Origin of the sequence: Comamonas terrae, assembly GCF_001544075.1 — a bacterium.
Lineage (GTDB): Bacteria > Pseudomonadota > Gammaproteobacteria > Burkholderiales > Burkholderiaceae_C > Comamonas > Comamonas terrae.
On sequence record NZ_BCNT01000003.1, the window covers coordinates 171,973 to 188,831 of the forward strand.

General features: G+C 63.8%; 16 protein-coding genes. 7 read left to right on the forward strand and 9 right to left on the reverse strand.

Annotation, left to right across the window (positions count from 1 at the left end):
- Positions 1-109: 109 nt before the first annotated feature.
- The 4 genes from thrC to Cte04_RS04180 all read right to left on the reverse strand — a co-directional run bounded on the left by thrC (position 110) and on the right by Cte04_RS04180 (position 5,764).
- A complete protein-coding gene (thrC, locus tag Cte04_RS04165) occupies positions 110-1,534 on the reverse strand; it encodes a threonine synthase (RefSeq protein ID WP_066472487.1) in 1,425 nt (474 codons plus the stop codon).
- 155 nt (positions 1,535-1,689) lie between these two features.
- Positions 1,690-2,973: a hypothetical protein gene (locus tag Cte04_RS04170; RefSeq protein WP_245633286.1), complete on the reverse strand. Its 1,284-nt coding sequence runs from the start codon at positions 2,971-2,973 to the stop codon at positions 1,690-1,692.
- An 8-nt stretch (positions 2,974-2,981) separates the two neighbouring features.
- The gene (locus Cte04_RS04175; RefSeq protein WP_066472493.1) at positions 2,982-4,316 is read right to left on the reverse strand and encodes a homoserine dehydrogenase; all 1,335 of its coding nucleotides are present in this window, start codon (positions 4,314-4,316) and stop codon (positions 2,982-2,984) included.
- A 161-nt stretch (positions 4,317-4,477) separates the two neighbouring features.
- A complete protein-coding gene (locus Cte04_RS04180; RefSeq protein WP_066472495.1) occupies positions 4,478-5,764 on the reverse strand; it encodes a pyridoxal phosphate-dependent aminotransferase in 1,287 nt (428 codons plus the stop codon).
- Positions 5,765-5,989: 225 nt separating this feature from the next.
- On the opposite strand from Cte04_RS04180, the gene Cte04_RS04185 reads away from it, so the two are divergent.
- The 4 genes from Cte04_RS04185 (at position 5,990) to Cte04_RS04200 (ending at position 9,418) form a co-directional block, all read left to right on the forward strand.
- Positions 5,990-6,358 carry an Mth938-like domain-containing protein gene (locus Cte04_RS04185; protein ID WP_066472500.1) on the forward strand — a complete coding sequence of 123 codons (369 nt, stop codon included), beginning with the start codon at positions 5,990-5,992 and terminating at the stop codon, positions 6,356-6,358.
- Positions 6,359-6,511: 153 nt separating this feature from the next.
- Complete coding sequence (locus tag Cte04_RS04190) at positions 6,512-7,000, forward strand: peroxiredoxin (RefSeq protein WP_066472505.1); 489 nt, start codon at positions 6,512-6,514, stop codon at positions 6,998-7,000.
- A gap of 240 nt (positions 7,001-7,240) precedes the next feature.
- Positions 7,241-9,001: a PhoH family protein gene (locus Cte04_RS04195; RefSeq protein ID WP_066472515.1), complete on the forward strand. Its 1,761-nt coding sequence runs from the start codon at positions 7,241-7,243 to the stop codon at positions 8,999-9,001.
- 3 nt (positions 9,002-9,004) lie between these two features.
- Entirely contained in the window at positions 9,005-9,418 is a 414-nt protein-coding gene (locus tag Cte04_RS04200) for a hypothetical protein (protein WP_066472517.1), read from the forward strand.
- 162 nt (positions 9,419-9,580) lie between these two features.
- On the opposite strand, the gene dnaB is transcribed toward Cte04_RS04200, so the two are convergent.
- The 5 genes from dnaB to rpsF all read right to left on the reverse strand — a co-directional run bounded on the left by dnaB (position 9,581) and on the right by rpsF (position 12,613).
- Positions 9,581-11,011: a replicative DNA helicase gene (gene dnaB / locus Cte04_RS04205; RefSeq protein WP_066472519.1), complete on the reverse strand. Its 1,431-nt coding sequence runs from the start codon at positions 11,009-11,011 to the stop codon at positions 9,581-9,583.
- A gap of 162 nt (positions 11,012-11,173) precedes the next feature.
- Positions 11,174-11,626: a 50S ribosomal protein L9 gene (gene rplI, locus Cte04_RS04210; RefSeq protein ID WP_066472528.1), complete on the reverse strand. Its 453-nt coding sequence runs from the start codon at positions 11,624-11,626 to the stop codon at positions 11,174-11,176.
- Between the two features lie 12 nt (positions 11,627-11,638).
- On the reverse strand, positions 11,639-11,920 hold the full coding sequence (gene rpsR, locus Cte04_RS04215; protein WP_027016880.1) for a 30S ribosomal protein S18: 282 nt from the start codon (positions 11,918-11,920) through the stop codon (positions 11,639-11,641).
- A gap of 18 nt (positions 11,921-11,938) precedes the next feature.
- Positions 11,939-12,229 (reverse strand): primosomal replication protein N, encoded by a 291-nt coding sequence (gene priB, locus Cte04_RS04220; protein WP_066472531.1) that lies wholly within the window; start codon positions 12,227-12,229, stop codon positions 11,939-11,941.
- Between the two features lie 21 nt (positions 12,230-12,250).
- Complete coding sequence (rpsF, locus tag Cte04_RS04225) at positions 12,251-12,613, reverse strand: 30S ribosomal protein S6 (protein WP_066472534.1); 363 nt, start codon at positions 12,611-12,613, stop codon at positions 12,251-12,253.
- Between the two features lie 316 nt (positions 12,614-12,929).
- On the opposite strand from rpsF, the gene grpE reads away from it, so the two are divergent.
- The 3 genes from grpE (at position 12,930) to dnaJ (ending at position 16,739) form a co-directional block, all read left to right on the forward strand.
- The gene (gene grpE, locus Cte04_RS04230; protein WP_066472540.1) at positions 12,930-13,472 is read left to right on the forward strand and encodes a nucleotide exchange factor GrpE; all 543 of its coding nucleotides are present in this window, start codon (positions 12,930-12,932) and stop codon (positions 13,470-13,472) included.
- A gap of 92 nt (positions 13,473-13,564) precedes the next feature.
- Positions 13,565-15,511, forward strand: a complete 1,947-nt coding sequence (dnaK, locus tag Cte04_RS04235; protein WP_066472542.1) for a molecular chaperone DnaK — start codon at positions 13,565-13,567, stop codon at positions 15,509-15,511.
- 103 nt (positions 15,512-15,614) lie between these two features.
- Entirely contained in the window at positions 15,615-16,739 is a 1,125-nt protein-coding gene (dnaJ, locus tag Cte04_RS04240; protein WP_066472544.1) for a molecular chaperone DnaJ, read from the forward strand.
- Positions 16,740-16,859: the final 120 nt, after the last annotated feature.

The window sequence follows — 16,859 nt, forward strand, 5'->3', positions numbered from 1 at the left end:
TTTTGATAGCTTCCCACGCTTTCCCATCAAGCGCTGGCAGCCATTTTCACCCAAAAAGAAAAAGCACCTGCAGCCAGGCTTCAGGTGCTTTATCCTCGGGCGGCGCAGATCAGCGGCAGTGTTCCGCGATGAAGGCCTTGACTTTCTCGGCATCGGCCGCCATGACGACCACGCGCTTGGGCAGCGACTCGATGCCGTCGAACTTGGCCGGACGGTCGGGCTGGCGGCCCAGCGCCTCCTCGATGGTCGCTGCGAACTTGATGGGCAGGGCGGTTTCCAGCACCAGCATGGGCTCCGCGCCCAGATGCTCGCGCGCGACCTTCACGCCGTCGGCCGTGTGGGTATCGATCATCTGGCCCAGGCGCTCGTAGCAGTCCTTGATGGTGGCCAGGCGGTCGGCATGCGTGCTCTTGCCGCTGACAAAGCCGTATTGCGCCGCAGCGTTCTGGAAGGCCGGATCCCGGCTCAGGTCGAACTTGCCTTCGCGGGCCACGCCCTCGGCAAACAGGGCCTTGGTGCGCGCGCCGTCGCGGCCGACCAGATCGAACACGAAGCGCTCGAAGTTGCTGGCCTTGGAAATGTCCATGGACGGGCTGGAAGTCTCGTAGGTGTGGGCCGCGCCGCGCACCTGGTAGACGCCGGTGCGGAAGAACTCGTCGAGCACGTCGTTCTCGTTGGTGGCCACCACCAGCTTTGCAATCGGCAGGCCCATCTGGCGCGCCACGTGGCCGGCGCAGATGTTGCCGAAGTTGCCGCTGGGCACGGTGAAGCTGACCTTTTCGGCATTGCTCTTCGTGGCCTGCAGATAGCCCGCGAAGTAGTACACCACCTGGGCCAGCAGGCGCGCCCAGTTGATGGAGTTGACGGTGCCGATCTTGTACTTCGCTTTGAAGGCGTGGTCGTTGCTGACCGCCTTGACGATGTCCTGGCAGTCGTCGAACACGCCCTCGATGGCGATGTTGTGGATGTTCTCGTCCTGCAGGCTGAACATCTGCGCCTGCTGGAAGGGGCTCATGCGGCCGTTGGGGCTGGTCATGAACACGCGCACGCCCTTCTTGCCGCGCATCGCGTACTCGGCTGCGCTGCCCGTGTCGCCGCTGGTGGCGCCCAGGATGTTGAGTTCCTCGCCGCGGCGGGCCAGCTCGTACTCGAACAGGTTGCCCAGCAGCTGCATGGCCATGTCCTTGAAGGCCAGCGTGGGACCGTTGGACAGGGCTTCGATCAGCAGATGGCCCTCGAGCTGGCGCACCGGCACGATGGCATCGGTGCCGAATACTTCCCTGGTATAGGTCTTGGCGCACAGGGCGCGCAGGTCGTCGGCCGGAATGTCGTCGATATACAGCGACAGGATCTCGAAGGCCAGGGCCGCATAGCCCTGGGTGGCCAGCGTCTGGCGCAGCCGGGTCAGCTGGGCGTCGTCGATGCGTGGGTAGTGCTCGGGCAGGTACAGGCCGCCGTCGGGCGCCAGGCCTTCGAGCAGGATGTCGCAGAAACGCTTGCGGTCGGCATGACCGCGGGTGGACAGGTACAGCATCTCGAACTCGTCAAAAACAGTCTTCAGAACGGGCAGCCAAACGGGCAGGTGTCATGCCGCCAAGCCCTCCATTATCGGTCAGCGGGCCCGAAGCCACCGTGCGCCAATGCAGAGACCGGCCAACGCCGTTGCCTCGTCCCGCGCCAGGCGCAGGGTCAAGGCTGCAGGTAGCGCTCCGCCCCCGGCCTGACATAGGGCCTCAGGTCCTTGAACGGAACACTGACGCCGCTGCCCAGGCACACCCCCATGGCATGGCCTATGCCGGAAATCACAAAACTCATCCTGTCGGGCTTGTCGAACATCGGCGCCATGTACTGAGGCAGCAGGCCGGCGCAATCGTTGTCATCTCCGGCATGCCTGCGCGCTGCCTTGTCCAGAAAACGCAGGAAGCGATCGCCGTACTCCAGCTTGTACTCGCCATATTTGGCCCCCTTGAGCAGTCGCGTGAAGTCCATGTAGCCGCCCCGCAGCAAATCCAGCACGAACGGATCGTAATGATTGTTGGGATGGGCGCCGCCGCAATCGGTAGACCCCGACTCGACCACGCTCATCAGGGCCTTGCTCAGATACGTGACCTGGATTTGCTCGTTTTCATAATTGCCCAGCGAGCCCGCCGCCGGCCCAAGGTTCAGATAGAGAGAGGCGCGGCAGCCCAGCGCTTCCAGGCTCATGGCCCAGTGGCGCTGCTCCAGCAGGGCATTGGTCCGGGCCAGAATCCGGGCATCGGGATGGCGGGTAAGGCGCGGGTACCAGAGCCTGGTACGGGCGTCGCGCACGGGCTGCCAGGCCAGATCCTGCGCAATCACCACTTCCCGGCCTCGCTCCAGCGGCTGCCCGGCAACGCGCAAATAGTCATAGGGCGTGGTCTGCTCGCTGATGGCAACGCCTTGCGAGACGCTGCTGCCAGCCCCTTGCACGATGGCCTGGGTCACCGCTTCCACGCCTTGCGGCGCAATCCTTTCGGGATCGTAGTGCGCAATGCGCCGGAGGCTCAGCGGCAGTTTCTTGCCATGAATGTGATCCACCCATTCGCCGCTCAGGCCGTCGCCCTGCGGCTGCAGGCTCCAGACCACGGCGCGCTGGCTGGCATCGGTGAACAGCGGCGCATCCTTGCCCAGCTTTTCCGTCAGCTCCGGCGTGAGCGGCTGCGCCTCGGCCAGCGCATTGAGGGGCCCCTGGAGCGGAATATCCACGCCATGGCGGCGGTAGAAATAGCGTCCCTGGCGCGAACCGTCGGCCTGGGGCCTGCCCAGCTCCATCACCACCTCGGAGCCGCCGAGCGTTCCGCGATAGACATCCACGGGCGCAGCAACGGCTGCGGCTGCGCCAGCCACAGAAACGGAAAAGGCCAGCGCCACGGGGCGCCAGCCTCTGGAGGGAAGGCCGGTGCGCGAATCGCACTGGACGGGAAGGGTTCCGGCTCGAGTGCGATCGCGCATGGGCTTTCTCAGTTGAGTTCTTCCTTGCGGATGCGGGTAATGGGCGCCAGCACCGTGGGCAGGCCCTGGATTTGCGCCAGCACGGCGTCCATATTTCCTTCGCGGGTGTCGTGCGTGAGGATGATCAGGTCGGTCTGGGTCGAGCCTTCGCCGCCCACCTCGTCGGCTTCGCGCTGCAGCACGGCATCGATGCTGATGCCGGCTTCGGCCAGCAGGCCGGTGATCTTGGCCAGCACGCCGGCCTCGTCGGACACGCGGATGCGCACGTAGTAACTGGTCACGACTTCGCCCATGGGCAGCACGGGCAGGTCCTTGCCGGCGGCGCCCAGCGTGTGGGACTGGAAGGCCAGCGGCGGCACGCGGTGGGCCGGGTCGGCGTCGTGCAGGCGGGCGATATCCACCAGGTCGGCGATCACGGCCGATGCCGTGGGCTCGGAGCCCGCACCCTTGCCGTAGTATAGGGTCGCGCCCACGGCGTCGCCATGCACGACCACGGCGTTCATCGCGCCTTCCACGTTGGCGATCAGGCGCTTGGCCGGCACCAGCGACGGGTGCACGCGCAGCTCGATGCCCTTGTCGGCACGCTTGGTGATGCCCAGCAGCTTGATGCGATAGCCCAGTTGCTCGGCATAGCGGATGTCGGCCGCGGACAGCTTGGTGATGCCCTCCACATAGGCCTTGTCGAACTGCACCGGGATGCCGAAGGCAATGGCGCTGATCAGGGTGGCCTTGTGGGCGGCGTCCACGCCTTCGATGTCGAAGGTGGGGTCAGCCTCGGCGTAGCCCAGGCGCTGGGCTTCCTTGAGCACCACGTCGAAGTCCAGGCCCTTGTCGCGCATCTCGGACAGGATGAAGTTGGTCGTGCCGTTGATGATGCCGGCCACCCACTGGATCTCGTTGGCCGTCAGGCCTTCGCGCAGCGCCTTGATGATGGGGATGCCGCCGGCCACAGCCGCCTCGAAGGCCACGATCACGCCCTTTTCGGCGGCGGCCTTGAAGATTTCCGTGCCGTGCACGGCCAGCAGCGCCTTGTTGGCGGTGACCACGTGCTTGCCGGCCGCGATGGCTTCGAGCACCAGGGCCTTGGCGATGCCGTAGCCGCCGATCAGCTCCACCACCACGTCGATGTCGGGATTGGCGATGATCTCGCGCGCATCGCCCACCACCTTGGCCTTGTCGCCGACCACGCTCCTGGCGCGGGCCGTATCCAAGTCGGCCACCATGGCAATCTCAATGCCACGGCCCGCGCGACGGCGAATCTCGTCCTGGTTGCGTTCCAGCACATTGAAAGTACCGCTACCCACGGTGCCAATGCCCAACAGGCCTACTTGGATTGGTTTCATAAACTTCAGAGGTAAAACACGCTTCGGCGCTTGCCAGTCAAGCGCCTTCAGCTATCGAAAAAAGATTCACGGCTTGCGCCCACCGGATGCAGGCAAGATCTTTGCCTTGAAGAACGGCTCTGGCGCCTTCTTCCTTCTTGTGGGCGCAAGCTTCAGGATTCCTAGGCCGCCTTCTCCACCTTGGCAACCTTGGGCTGCTGCAGCTGCGCGGCGCGGGGCTTGTCCGTGCCGTGGCGCTGGCGGTACCTGGCCAGGAAGGCAGCCAGGCGGTTGATGGCCTCGCGCAGGTCCGCCTCGTGCGGCAGGAACACGATGCGGAAGTGGTCGGGTTCGGGCCAGTTGAAGCCCGTGCCCTGCACCAGCATGACCTTGGTCTCCTGCAGCACCTCGAGGAAGAACTCCTGATCGTCCTGGATCGGATAGACCGCGGGGTCCAGGCGCGGGAACATGTACAGCGCCGCCTGGGGCTTGACGCAGGACACGCCCGGAATGGCGTTGATCATCTCCCAGGCCAGATCGCGCTGCACCCGCAGGCGGCCACCTTCCCTGACCAGCTCGTCGATGCTCTGGTGGCCGCCCAGCGCCGTCTGCACGGCCCACTGGCCCGGCACGTTGGCGCACAGGCGCATGTTCGAGAGCATGTTCAGGCCCTCGATGTAGTCCCTGGCGGGCTTCTTGTCGCCCGAGATCACCATCCAGCCGGCGCGGTAGCCGCAGCTGCGGTAGGCCTTGGACAGCGAGTTGAAGGTGATGGTCAGCACATCGGTGGACAGGCTGCCCAGCGGCGTGTGCCTGACATCGTCGTACAGCACCTTGTCGTAGACCTCGTCGGCGAATATCACCAGGCCGTGCTCGCGGGCGATCTGCACGATCTCCAGCAGCAGTTCTCTGGAATACAGTGCGCCCGTGGGGTTGTTGGGGTTGATGACCACGATGGCCTTGGTGCGCGGCGTGATCTTGGCGCGGATGTCGTCCAGGCGCGGCATCCAGCCATTGGCCTCATCGCACAGGTAGTGCACGGGCGTGCCGCCGGACAGGCTGGTCACGGCCGTCCACAGCGGATAGTCGGGCGCGGGCAGCAGCATTTCGTCGCCGTTGTCCAGCAGCGCGTTGGTGGCCAGCGCGATCAGCTCCGAGGCGCCGTTGCCCAGGAAGATGTCGTCCAGCGTCACGCCCTTGATGCCCTGGCGCTGGGTTTCGTGCATCACGGCCTTGCGCGCCGCGAAAATGCCCTTGCTGTCGGAATAGCCGGCCGAGTTGGGCAGGTTGCGGATCATGTCCTGCTGCACTTCCTCGGGGGCGTCGAAGCCGAACACGGCCAGATTGCCGATGTTGAGCTTGATGATCTTCTGGCCGTCCTCCTCCATCTTCTTGGCCGCGTCCATGATGGGCCCGCGGATGTCATAACAGACGTTGGCTAGTTTTGCGGATTTTTGAACGGTCTTCATGCTCAAGATAGGAGGAAAGGGTTTTGAGGCACGCCACGGCGCACTGCACGCCACGGTGAAACCTATAATTTGACCACAGTTCCGCATTGCAGCAAGGTCCCCACCCTGGCTGCATGGAGACCAGCGAACATGCGGACGCCTTTTGCGCCGGCGCACGCGGCCGCCGGCCTCCTGCCACACCCCAACCACCTTGCGTGCGCCGCGCCGTCTGCGCACCCGAACGCCATGAAACTCCAGGCCGACAAATTCGAAGCGCAATCCATCACCGGCTACGGCCCGGGCTGGATTGCGGTAGACCAGCAAAACCACGAGCACAGCCTGATCGTGGGCGCGCGCGGCCTGCTCCAGGAGTGGAACTGCGCGCGCTTCGAGGACCTCACGCCCGCCCACTTCGAGGAGCTGGCCCGGCTCGACGCCGAGGTCATCATCTTCGGCAGCGGCGCGCGCAACCGCTTTCCGCCGCCGGCCTGGCTCAAACCGCTGATGGAAAAGCGCATGGGGCTGGAAACCATGGACACGCATTCGGCGTGCCGCACCTACAACATCCTTGCCGGAGAAGGCCGCAATGTGATTGCAGCCCTACTTCTGGAGTAGACTCCTCGCCCCTCAATAGGGGGAATACGTATTTCAGGGTAAAATCGCTGGTTGCGGTTGGGGGCGCCTTGGCTGGTCGATAAAAACAAGAATACGCAACGACACAAAGGCGCCTTCGGCATTTCAACGACTACACCCGAGAGATACAAGCGCATGGCGATCGTTGTCAACAAACCCCTTCCTGAATTTGAAGCCAACGCTACCGGCGGGATCAAGGTGACCAACACCTCCCACACGGGCCAGATTCTGATCCTGTATTTTTACCCCAAGGACAATACGCCCGGTTGTACAACGGAAGCAATGCAGTTTCGCGATAAATACAAGGATTTCGTGAAAGCTGGCGCCACCGTGTTCGGGGTTTCGCGCGACAACATGAAGTCGCACGACGACTTCAAGGCCAAGCTCGAGCTGCCGTTCGAGCTGATTGCCGACACCGAAGAGAAAATGTGCCATATGTTCGGCGTGGTCAAGAACAAGATCATGTACGGCAAGAAGGTCAAGGGCATCGAGCGCTCCACCTTCCTGGTCGGCCCCGACGGCCTGCTGGCGCAGGAATGGCGCGGCCTGAAGGTCCCCGGCCATGTGGACGAGGTGCTCAAGGCCGTGAAGGCCATCAAGGCCCAGGACAAGAAGGTCGCCTGAGCCCCTGCCACCCGGACGCGGCACGGCGGCGAAACACCTGCACCCGCAATGTTTCACCGTCTTTAACAGCGCCGCCGCCCCGCAAAGAATCGGAAATCCGGCCTGAGCGCCCACCGGGCTATGCATAATGGGGCAATGCCTCAGTGCTACGCAGTTTTTCCTTTTCACCCACACAAAGCCGCCTCGGTTTCCAGGCGGCTTTGTGCTTTTTGATCCTTGTTGAGGAACGGTTCGTCCACTATGCCCCTGCCTCCCGCCCCCGGCCGCCGTGCCGCCAAGCTCCCCGCAGAAGCCTTTCTCACCACCCGTGCTGCGGAAACCGACGACGCATTGGGAACCGCCGCCATCTCCGACAGCACGCCCGCAGCGGCCAACGGCGCTGCCGCCAAAACACGTACCCGCCGCGCATCGACTGCCGCGGCAACGGCTGCTGCGCCGGCTGCCGGCAGCGCTGCGGCCAAAAAGCCACGCAGCACCAGAAGCGCCCCCCAATCCGCCAAGGCCCCGGCCGTGACTCCGGCCACGCCGGCTGCGCCAGCCGCCCCGGCCAAGCCTGCACCGGCCGCCGCACCGGTGTCGGGGCGCAAGGCGCGCGGCGGCCACCCGGCGCCCAAGACGCTGTTCGTGCTGGATACCAATGTGCTGCTGCATGACCCCAGCAGCCTGTTCCGCTTCGAGGAGCACGACATCTTCCTGCCCATGGTGGTGCTGGAGGAGCTGGACAACCACAAGAAGGGCATGACCGAAGTGGCGCGCAACGGCCGCCAGGTCAGCCGCACACTGGATTCCCTCGTGGCCTCCCAGCCGGCCGACGGCCTGGACAAGGGCCTGCCTTTGAGCGCCACCGGCCAAAAGGGCGCCACCGGCACGCTGTACTTCCAGACCCATCCGCTGGACTCGGCCCTGCCCGAGGGCCTGCCCCAGGGCAAGGCCGACAACCAGATCCTGGGCGTGGTGGCCGCGCTGCGCGGCGAATACAGCGACCGCGAAGTGGTGCTGGTGTCCAAGGACATCAACATGCGCGTCAAGGCGCGCGCCCTGGGCCTGGCCGCCGAGGACTACCAGAACGACAAGGTGCTGGACGACGGCGACCTGCTGTACGCCGGCGTGCTGGCCCTGCCGCACGACTTCTGGGCCAAGGCCGGCAAGAACGTGGAAAGCTGGCAGGAAGGCGCCATCACCTACTACCGCGTCAGCGGCGCCATCGTGGACCAGCTGATGATCAACCAGTTCGTCTACTACGAAGGACCCGGCGAGCCCAGCCTGTACATGCGCGTGACCGAGATCCGCGACAGGACGGCCGTGCTCAAGACGCTGCGCGACTTCGGCAACCCCAAGAATGCGGTCTGGGGCGTCTCCACCCGCAACCGCGAGCAGAACTTCGCGATGAACCTGCTCATGAACCCGGACGTGGACTTCGTCACGCTGACCGGCACGGCCGGCACCGGCAAGACGCTGCTGGCCCTGGCCGCGGGCCTGGCCCAGGTGCTGGACGAGCGCCGCTACACCGAGATCATCATGACCCGCGCCACGGTGAGCGTGGGCGAGGACATCGGCTTCCTGCCCGGCACCGAGGAGGAGAAGATGGGTCCGTGGATGGGCGCGCTGGACGACAACCTCGAGTTCCTGGCCAAGGGCGACGGCGGCAATGCCGGCGAATGGGGACGCGCGGCGACCAACGAGCTGATCCGCAGCCGCATCAAGATCAAGAGCATGAACTTCATGCGCGGGCGCACCTTCCTGAACAAGTACGTCATCATCGATGAGGCCCAGAATCTGACGCCCAAGCAGATGAAGACGCTGATCACGCGCGCCGGCCCCGGCACCAAGATCATCTGCATGGGCAACCTGGCGCAGATCGACACCCCCTACCTGACCGAAGGCAGCTCGGGCCTGACCTATGTGGTGGACCGCTTCAAGGGCTGGCCCCACAGCGGCCACATCACCCTGGCGCGCGGCGAACGCTCGCGCCTGGCGGACTTTGCCAGCGAGGTGCTCTAAGCCATGGCGATCAGCTGGATCAGCGCGCTCAAGATGGTCCCCTGGGCGGATGTGATCAAGGCCACGCCCCAGGTGGTCAAGGCCGCCCAGGGCATGCTCAAGAAGAAGGACGCCCAGGCAGAGCACCAGGCGCAGGCCGATGCCGCACAGCAGGCGGCCCAGCACCTGTCGCCGCCCCGGTCCTCGGGCGAACAGGCCTTGCTGCTGATCCAGGGCCTGGAAGAGCGCGTGGCCCAGCTCGAGCAATCCCAGCGCCAGTCGCTGGAGATCATCGAGAAGCTGGCTCAGCAGAATGCCCAGATCGTGGCCACGGTGGGCGCGCTGCGCACCGGCGCCCAGCGCCTGGCCTGGGCCAGCGGCATCCTGGGCATCTGCGTGATCGGCCTGGGGGTTTACGTGCTGCGCACGGCCGCATAGCGCATTGCCACTCCAAAACAAAAGCCCGCAGCTTCAACGCTGCGGGCTTTTTATTGGGCGATGTCGACTCTTCTTTTCATAGCTGGCAGCGCCTGGCATTCATAGACTTCATATTCATAAATCTATGAATTCTCCAGAATACCTGCGCTGGCAGCTATGCTTTTAATACTCGTCGCTGCCGTAGCCCTGGGCCAGGTTCTCGAAGCGCGTCTGGTTCTTCTGGAAGAAGAGCTTCACCGTGCCCGTCGGGCCGTTACGCTGCTTGCCGATGATGACCTCGGCAATGTTCGGCTCCTTGCTCTCCTTGTTGTAGTAGTCGTCACGGTAGATGAACATGATGATGTCCGCGTCCTGCTCGATGGCGCCCGATTCCCGCAGGTCGGACATCATGGGGCGCTTGTCGGTGCGCTGCTCCACCGAGCGGTTGAGCTGGGACAGCGCAATCACCGGGCATTGCAGCTCCTTGGCCAGCATCTTCAGGCCCCGCGAGATCTCGCCCAGCTCGGTGGCGCGGTTGTCGGCGCTGGCAGCCCCCGAGCCGCTCATCAGCTGCAGGTAGTCGACCACGATGAGCCCGAGCTTGCCGCAGGTGCGCGCCAGGCGCCGCGCATTGGCGCGCAGCTCCGTGGGCGAGAGGCCCGGCGTTTCGTCGATATGCAGGCTCACCGTGCGCAGGCGCTCGATGGCCTCGGTCAGGCGCGGCCACTCCTCGTCGCTGAGCTTGCCCGTACGCAGATTGCCCTGGTTGACGCGGCCGATGGAACCCACGATACGCACGGCCAGCTGGGCCGCGCCCATTTCCATCGAGAAAATGGCGACCGGCAGGCCTTCGTTGAGCGCCACATGCTCGGCGATGTTCACCGCGAACGAGGTCTTGCCCATGGAGGGGCGCGCCGCCAGGATCACAAGGTCGCCCGCCTGCAGGCCCGAAGTCATGCGGTCCAGGTCGACAAAGCCCGTGGGCACGCCGGTCACGTCCATCGGGTTGTCGGCCATCTCCTGGACGCGGTCCAGCAGGTCCACCACCAGCGTGTCCAGCGACTGGAAGCCCTGCTTGTTGCGCGCGCCCTCTTCGCCGATGGCCATGATCTTCTGCTCGGCCTCGTCGAGAATGCGCTCCACCGTCTTGCCCTGCTGGTTGAAGGCATTGGTGGCGATCTCGTCGCTGGCCGTCACCAGCTTGCGCAGGATGGCGCGCTCGCGCACGATTTCCGCGTAGCGGCGGATATTGCTGGCACTGGGCACATATTGCGCCAGCTGGTTCAGGTACATCAGGCCGCCGATTTCCTCGGCCTTGCCCATGCCCTGCAGGTGCTCGTAGACGGTGATCACGTCGGCGGGCTTGCTGGCGTTGATCAGCTTGCCGATGGCCTCGTAGATCAGCTTGTGCTCATGGCGGTAGAAATCGCTGTCGTTGAGCAGATCGCCCACACGGTCCCAGGCATTGTTGTCCAGCAGCAGGCCGCCCAGCACGCTGGACTCGGACTCCATGGAGTGCGGCGGCACGCGCAGCTGCGCCACTTGCTGGTCCGCCGGGGGCACCGGCGCAAAAGCATCATCATCAAGATCGAGCGGGGGCATTACAGACGACATGGAATTCCTTGGGACAGCCCTCCATCCTAACGGGAGGCGCTCGCCGCGTCACGGCCGCGCCCAGATACCTGGACGCAGCACAGCCGGCACCTGGCAGTGCCGGCCTGAAAACAAAAAAACCGCCCGAAGGCGGCTTTTTGCCAGTTCGGAACGGAGTCCGAATCAGGAGTGGTCGCCGTACACCGAAACGGAGACTTCGGCGGACACATCGGTGTGCAGAGCCACCACCACGGTAGCGTCGCCAACCATCTTGATGGGACCGTTGGGCATGCGCACCTGGGCCTTGTGCACTTCGAAACCGGCCTTGGTCAGTTCTTCAGCGATGTCGGCATTGGTGATGGAGCCGAACAGACGGCCGTCCACGCCAGCCTTCTGGGTCAGCTTGACGTTCACGCCGTTGAGCTTCTCGCCCATGGCCTGAGCGGCAGCCAGCTTCTCGGCAGCAGCCTTTTCCAGTTCGGCGCGCTTGGCTTCGAATTCGGCCTTGGCAGCTTCGGTGGCACGACGGGCAGCGCCCGTGGGGATCAGGAAGTTGCGGGCGTAGCCGTCCTTGACCTTGACGATATCGCCGAGGTTGCCCAGGTTCACAACCTTGTCGAGCAGAATAACTTGCATGGGTTGTGCTCCTTAGATCTTGTGCTGGTCAGTGTAAGGAACCAGAGCCAGGAAGCGGGCGCGCTTGATGGCAGTGTTCAGCTGACGCTGGTAGATGGCGCGCGTGCCGGTCAGGCGGGCGGGCACGATCTTGCCGTTTTCGGCGATGAAGTCACGCAGGGTGTCGACATCCTTGTAGTCGATTTCCTCGACGCCGGCGACGGTGAAGCGGCAGAAGCGCTTGCGCTTGAACAGCAGCGACTGGGTGTTGCGCTTGGGACGCTTGTCCTTGTTGAATTTCTTGAACGTGGCCATTTCTGGACCTCTTGAAAATTAGTTTTGTTGAATGTCCTGAATGTGCAAAACCAGCATCTTCGTATTGCGCGGCGTGGCCAGAAAGCCCTGGAATGTCCATTGGCTGCCTGGGGCCTGGCGGGCCAGCTTCTCAGCCAGCGGGCCGAAGGCCACCGCCTTGACGGATGCAGTGACGTTGCGCTTGCTGCCGGCCTCTGCTTGCTGCGAGCTGTGCTCGATGCGCAGATCCAGGGCGGGCAATCCGGCGGGCGTGTAGCGCAGAGCGGCTAGCTCGGCGAGGGTGCCCGTCAGTGCAACGCGGTTTTCCACTCCTTCAGCGTCTTGGATGCCTTAAGCGTGCTCGGCCTGGTTGGCCTTGCGGGCTTCTTCGCGCTCGACGGTCTTCATCATGGAGGAAGGAGCGGTTTCGGCCTTCTTCTTCTGAACCGTCAGGTGACGCAGCACGGCATCGTTGAACTTGAAGGCGTGTTCCAGTTCAGCCATCACAGCCTGGTCGGCTTCGATGTTCAGGCACAGGTAGTGAGCCTTGGCGAGCTTGTTGATCAGGTAGGCCAGCTGACGGCGGCCCCAGTCTTCTTCGCGGTGGATCTTGCCGCCACCAGCGGTGATCATGCCCTTGTAGCGCTCCAGCATGGCGGGCACTTGCTCGCTCTGATCCGGATGGATCAACAAAACGATTTCGTAATGACGCATAACGACTCCTTTTGGGAAAACGCCGCCCACTGCGTCGGTAGCGGTGCGGCAAGGCAAAACGTGAGATTCTAGCGCAGCTGCTTTGTATCTGTACACTTGGGGCTTCATAAACCCGGCGTCCCGGCCGGGAAAGCAGGCATGCGCCGGTGCAGCAGGCAATCATCGAAGCACTCACTTCACCCGAAAGCATTGCCAGGCATGAAGCTCCTCAAGGGCAGCCGCATCCGGCCATCTCCTACCCGGGCAAGGCTTGAAATAATCCGGGCCGCGCACATCTACTCGCAAGATTGTCTTAAGTTCTGAAAAACACTTACCTATGTCCGACAACAATCCCAACCCTTTGCAAGACGCCTCCCCCGAAGAAGTCGAAGCCGCAATGGCTGCCAACGCGTCTGACGAGATGGATAGGCTGAAGGCTGAGCTGGAGGAACTCAAGGCCAAGAGCTCCGAGCTGGCCGACCAGTATCTGCGCGCCAAGGCGGAAGCCGAGAACGTGCGCCGCCGCGCCGAGGAAGACGTGGCCAAGGCCCGCAAGTTCGGCATCGAGAGCTTTGCCGAAAGCCTGCTGCCCGTGTGCGACAGCCTGGATGCCGCCCTGTCCATCGAGAACGCGACGGCCGAACAACTGCGCGAAGGCTCGGACGCCACGCTGCGCCAGCTGGTTTCGGCCCTGGAGCGCAACAAGGTCGTGCCCATCAATCCGGCCGCCGGCGAGAAATTCGACCCCCATCAGCACCAGGCCATCAGCATGGTGCCGGCCCAGCAGGAAGCCGGCACCGTGGTCACCGTGCTGCAAAAGGGCTACATGATTGCCGACCGCATCCTGCGCCCCGCCCTGGTGACGGTTGCCCAAGGCTGAGGCAGCAAGAAATTGCGCCGCGGCTCTTGAACCCGGGCACAGCGGCCACCAACTAACAACCAATCGAACATTTCACGAATACGGAGAGAAACATGGGAAAAATCATCGGTATCGACCTGGGCACGACCAATAGCTGCGTCGCCATCATGGATGGCAACAACACTCGCGTGATCGAGAACAGCGAAGGTGCCCGCACCACCCCCTCCATCATTGCCTACCAGGACGACGGCGAGATCCTCGTCGGCGCCTCGGCCAAGCGCCAGGCCGTCACCAACCCCAAGAACACCATCTACGCCGCCAAGCGCCTGATCGGCCGCAAGTTCGACGAAAAGGAAGTGCAGAAGGACATCGACCTGATGCCCTACTCCATCGTCAAGGCCGACAATGGCGACGCCTGGGTGGAAGTGCGCGGCCAGAAGCTGGCGCCCCCCCAGATCAGCGCCGAAGTGCTGCGCAAGATGAAGAAGACTGCCGAGGACTTCCTGGGCGAACCCGTGACCGAGGCCGTGATCACCGTGCCGGCCTACTTCAACGACGCCCAGCGCCAGGCCACCAAGGATGCGGGCCGCATCGCGGGCCTGGAAGTCAAGCGCATCATCAACGAGCCTACGGCCGCGGCACTGGCCTTCGGTCTGGACAAGGGCGGCAAGGGCGACCACAAGATCGCCGTGTATGACCTGGGCGGCGGCACGTTCGACGTGTCCATCATCGAGATCGCCGACGTGGACGGCGAAAAGCAGTTCGAAGTGCTGTCGACCAACGGCGACACCTTCCTGGGCGGCGAAGACTTCGACCAGCGCATCATCGACTACATCATCACCGAGTTCAAGAAGGAACAGGGCGTCGACCTGTCCAAGGACGTGCTGGCTCTGCAGCGCCTGAAGGAAGCCGCCGAAAAGGCCAAGATCGAGCTGTCGAACTCCTCGCAGACCGACATCAACCTGCCCTACATCACGGCCGATGCCTCGGGTCCCAAGCACCTGAACATCAAGCTGACCCGCGCCAAGCTGGAATCGCTGGTGGATGAGCTGATCGAGCGCACCATCGCGCCCTGCCGCACGGCCATCAAGGACGCCGGCATCTCCGTGTCCGACATCGACGACGTGATCCTGGTCGGCGGCATGACCCGCATGCCCAAGGTGCAGGAAAAGGTCAAGGAGTTCTTCGGCAAGGAACCCCGCAAGGACGTGAACCCCGACGAAGCCGTGGCCGTGGGCGCTGCCGTGCAGGGCCAGGTGCTGGGCGGCGAGCGCTCCGACGTGCTGCTGCTGGACGTGACTCCCCTGTCCCTGGGCATCGAGACCCTGGGCGGCGTCATGACCAAGATGATCACCAAGAACACCACGATCCCGACGAAGTTCGCGCAGACCTTCTCGACGGCCGAGGACAACCAGCCCGCCGTGACCATCAAGGTGTTCCAGGGCGAGCGTGAAATGGCTTCGGGCAACAAGCTGCTGGGCGAGTTCAACCTGGAAGGCATTCCGCCCGCAGCGCGCGGCATCCCGCAGATCGAGGTGACCTTCGACATCGACGCCAACGGCATTCTGAACGTGTCCGCCAAGGACAAGGCTTCGGGCAAGGAAAACAAGATCACCATCAAGGCCAACTCCGGCCTGTCCGAGGAAGAGATCCAGAAGATGGTCAAGGATGCGGAACTGAACGCAGCCGACGACAAGAAGAAGCTGGAAATCATCCAGGCCAAGAACCAGGGCGAAGCCGCTGTGCACAGCGTCAAGAAGAGCCTGGGCGAGCATGGCGACAAGCTCGACGCCGCCGAGAAGTCGGCCATCGAGGCTGCCGTGAAGGACCTGGAAGAAGCCCTCAAGGGTGACGACAAGGACGCCATCGATGCCAAGACCACGGCGCTGATGACCGCCAGCCAGAAGCTGGGCGAGAAGATGTACGCCGACGCCCAGGCCGCCGCAGGCGGCGCTGAGGCAGCCGCTGCCGCCGGTGCAGGCGCATCCGCCGCAGGCTCCTCCACCGCTGGCGACGACAACGTGGTCGACGCCGAAGTCAAGGAAGTCAAGAAGGACTGATCCCACCCTCGGTCCTGAGTCCACTCACTGACCGCTTGCCGCCGCGCCGGCTCCGACAAGGGGTTGACGCGGCGTTCCTGCTCCTTCTGGCGGAAGAATTACCATGTCCAAACGTGACTACTACGAAGTCCTGGGCGTTGCCAAGAACGCTTCGGACGACGAACTGAAAAAAGCCTATCGCAAGCTGGCGATGAAATACCACCCTGACCGCAACCAGGGTGAAAAGGCCAAGGAAGCCGAAGAAAAATTCAAGGAGGCCAAGGAGGCCTACGAGATGCTTTCGGACGCCCAGAAACGCGCAGCCTACGACCAGTACGGCCATGCCGGCGTCGACCCCAACCGGGGCATGGGCGGCATGGGCGAAGGTTTTGGCGGCTTTGCCGAAGCCTTCGGCGACATCTTCGGCGACATGTTCAGCCAGGGCCGCCGCGGCGGCCGCCAGGTCTATCGCGGCAACGACCTCAGCTATTCCATGGAAATCACCCTGGAAGAAGCTGCCAAGGGCAAGGATGCGCAGATCCGCATTCCGAGCTGGGACAACTGCGACACCTGCCACGGCAGCGGCGCCAAGCCCGGCACCAGCGCCAAGACCTGCTCCACCTGCAACGGCATGGGCAGCGTGCAGATGCGCCAGGGCTTCTTCAGCGTGCAGCAGACCTGCCCGCACTGCCGCGGCACCGGCAAGATCATTCCCGAGCCCTGCCCCTCCTGCGGCGGCCAGGGCAAGGTCAAGCGCCAGAAGACGCTGGAAGTCAAGATTCCGGCCGGCATCGACGACGGCATGCGCATCCGCTCGGCCGGCAACGGCGAGCCCGGCACCAATGGCGGCCCGGCGGGCGATCTGTACATCGAGATCCGCATCAAGGACCACGACATCTTCGAGCGCGATGGCGACGACCTGCACTGCAACGTGCCGGTGAGCTTCATCACGGCCGCGCTTGGCGGCGAGATCGAAGTCCCCACCCTTTCGGGCAAGGCGGCCATCGACATCCCCGAAGGCACGCAGGCCGGCAAGCAGTTCCGCCTGCGCGGCAAGGGCATCAAGGGCATACGCTCCAGCTATCCGGGCGACCTGTACTGCCACATCGTGGTGGAAACGCCGGTCAAGCTCACCGAGCACCAGCGCAAGCTGCTCAAGGAACTGGACGAATCGCTCAAGAAGGGCGGCTCCAAGCACTCGCCCAGCGGCGAAAGCTGGACCGACCGCCTCAAGAGCTTCTTCAGCTGAACAAAAAACGCAGCCACTGGCTGCGTTTTTTTTATCAGGCCGCGCCAAGATGAAAGCGCCCCTCCCGGAGGGGCAGCGTCTACGCGCGGCGAGGAGCGGGGGAGCCATTTTTCATGGCCG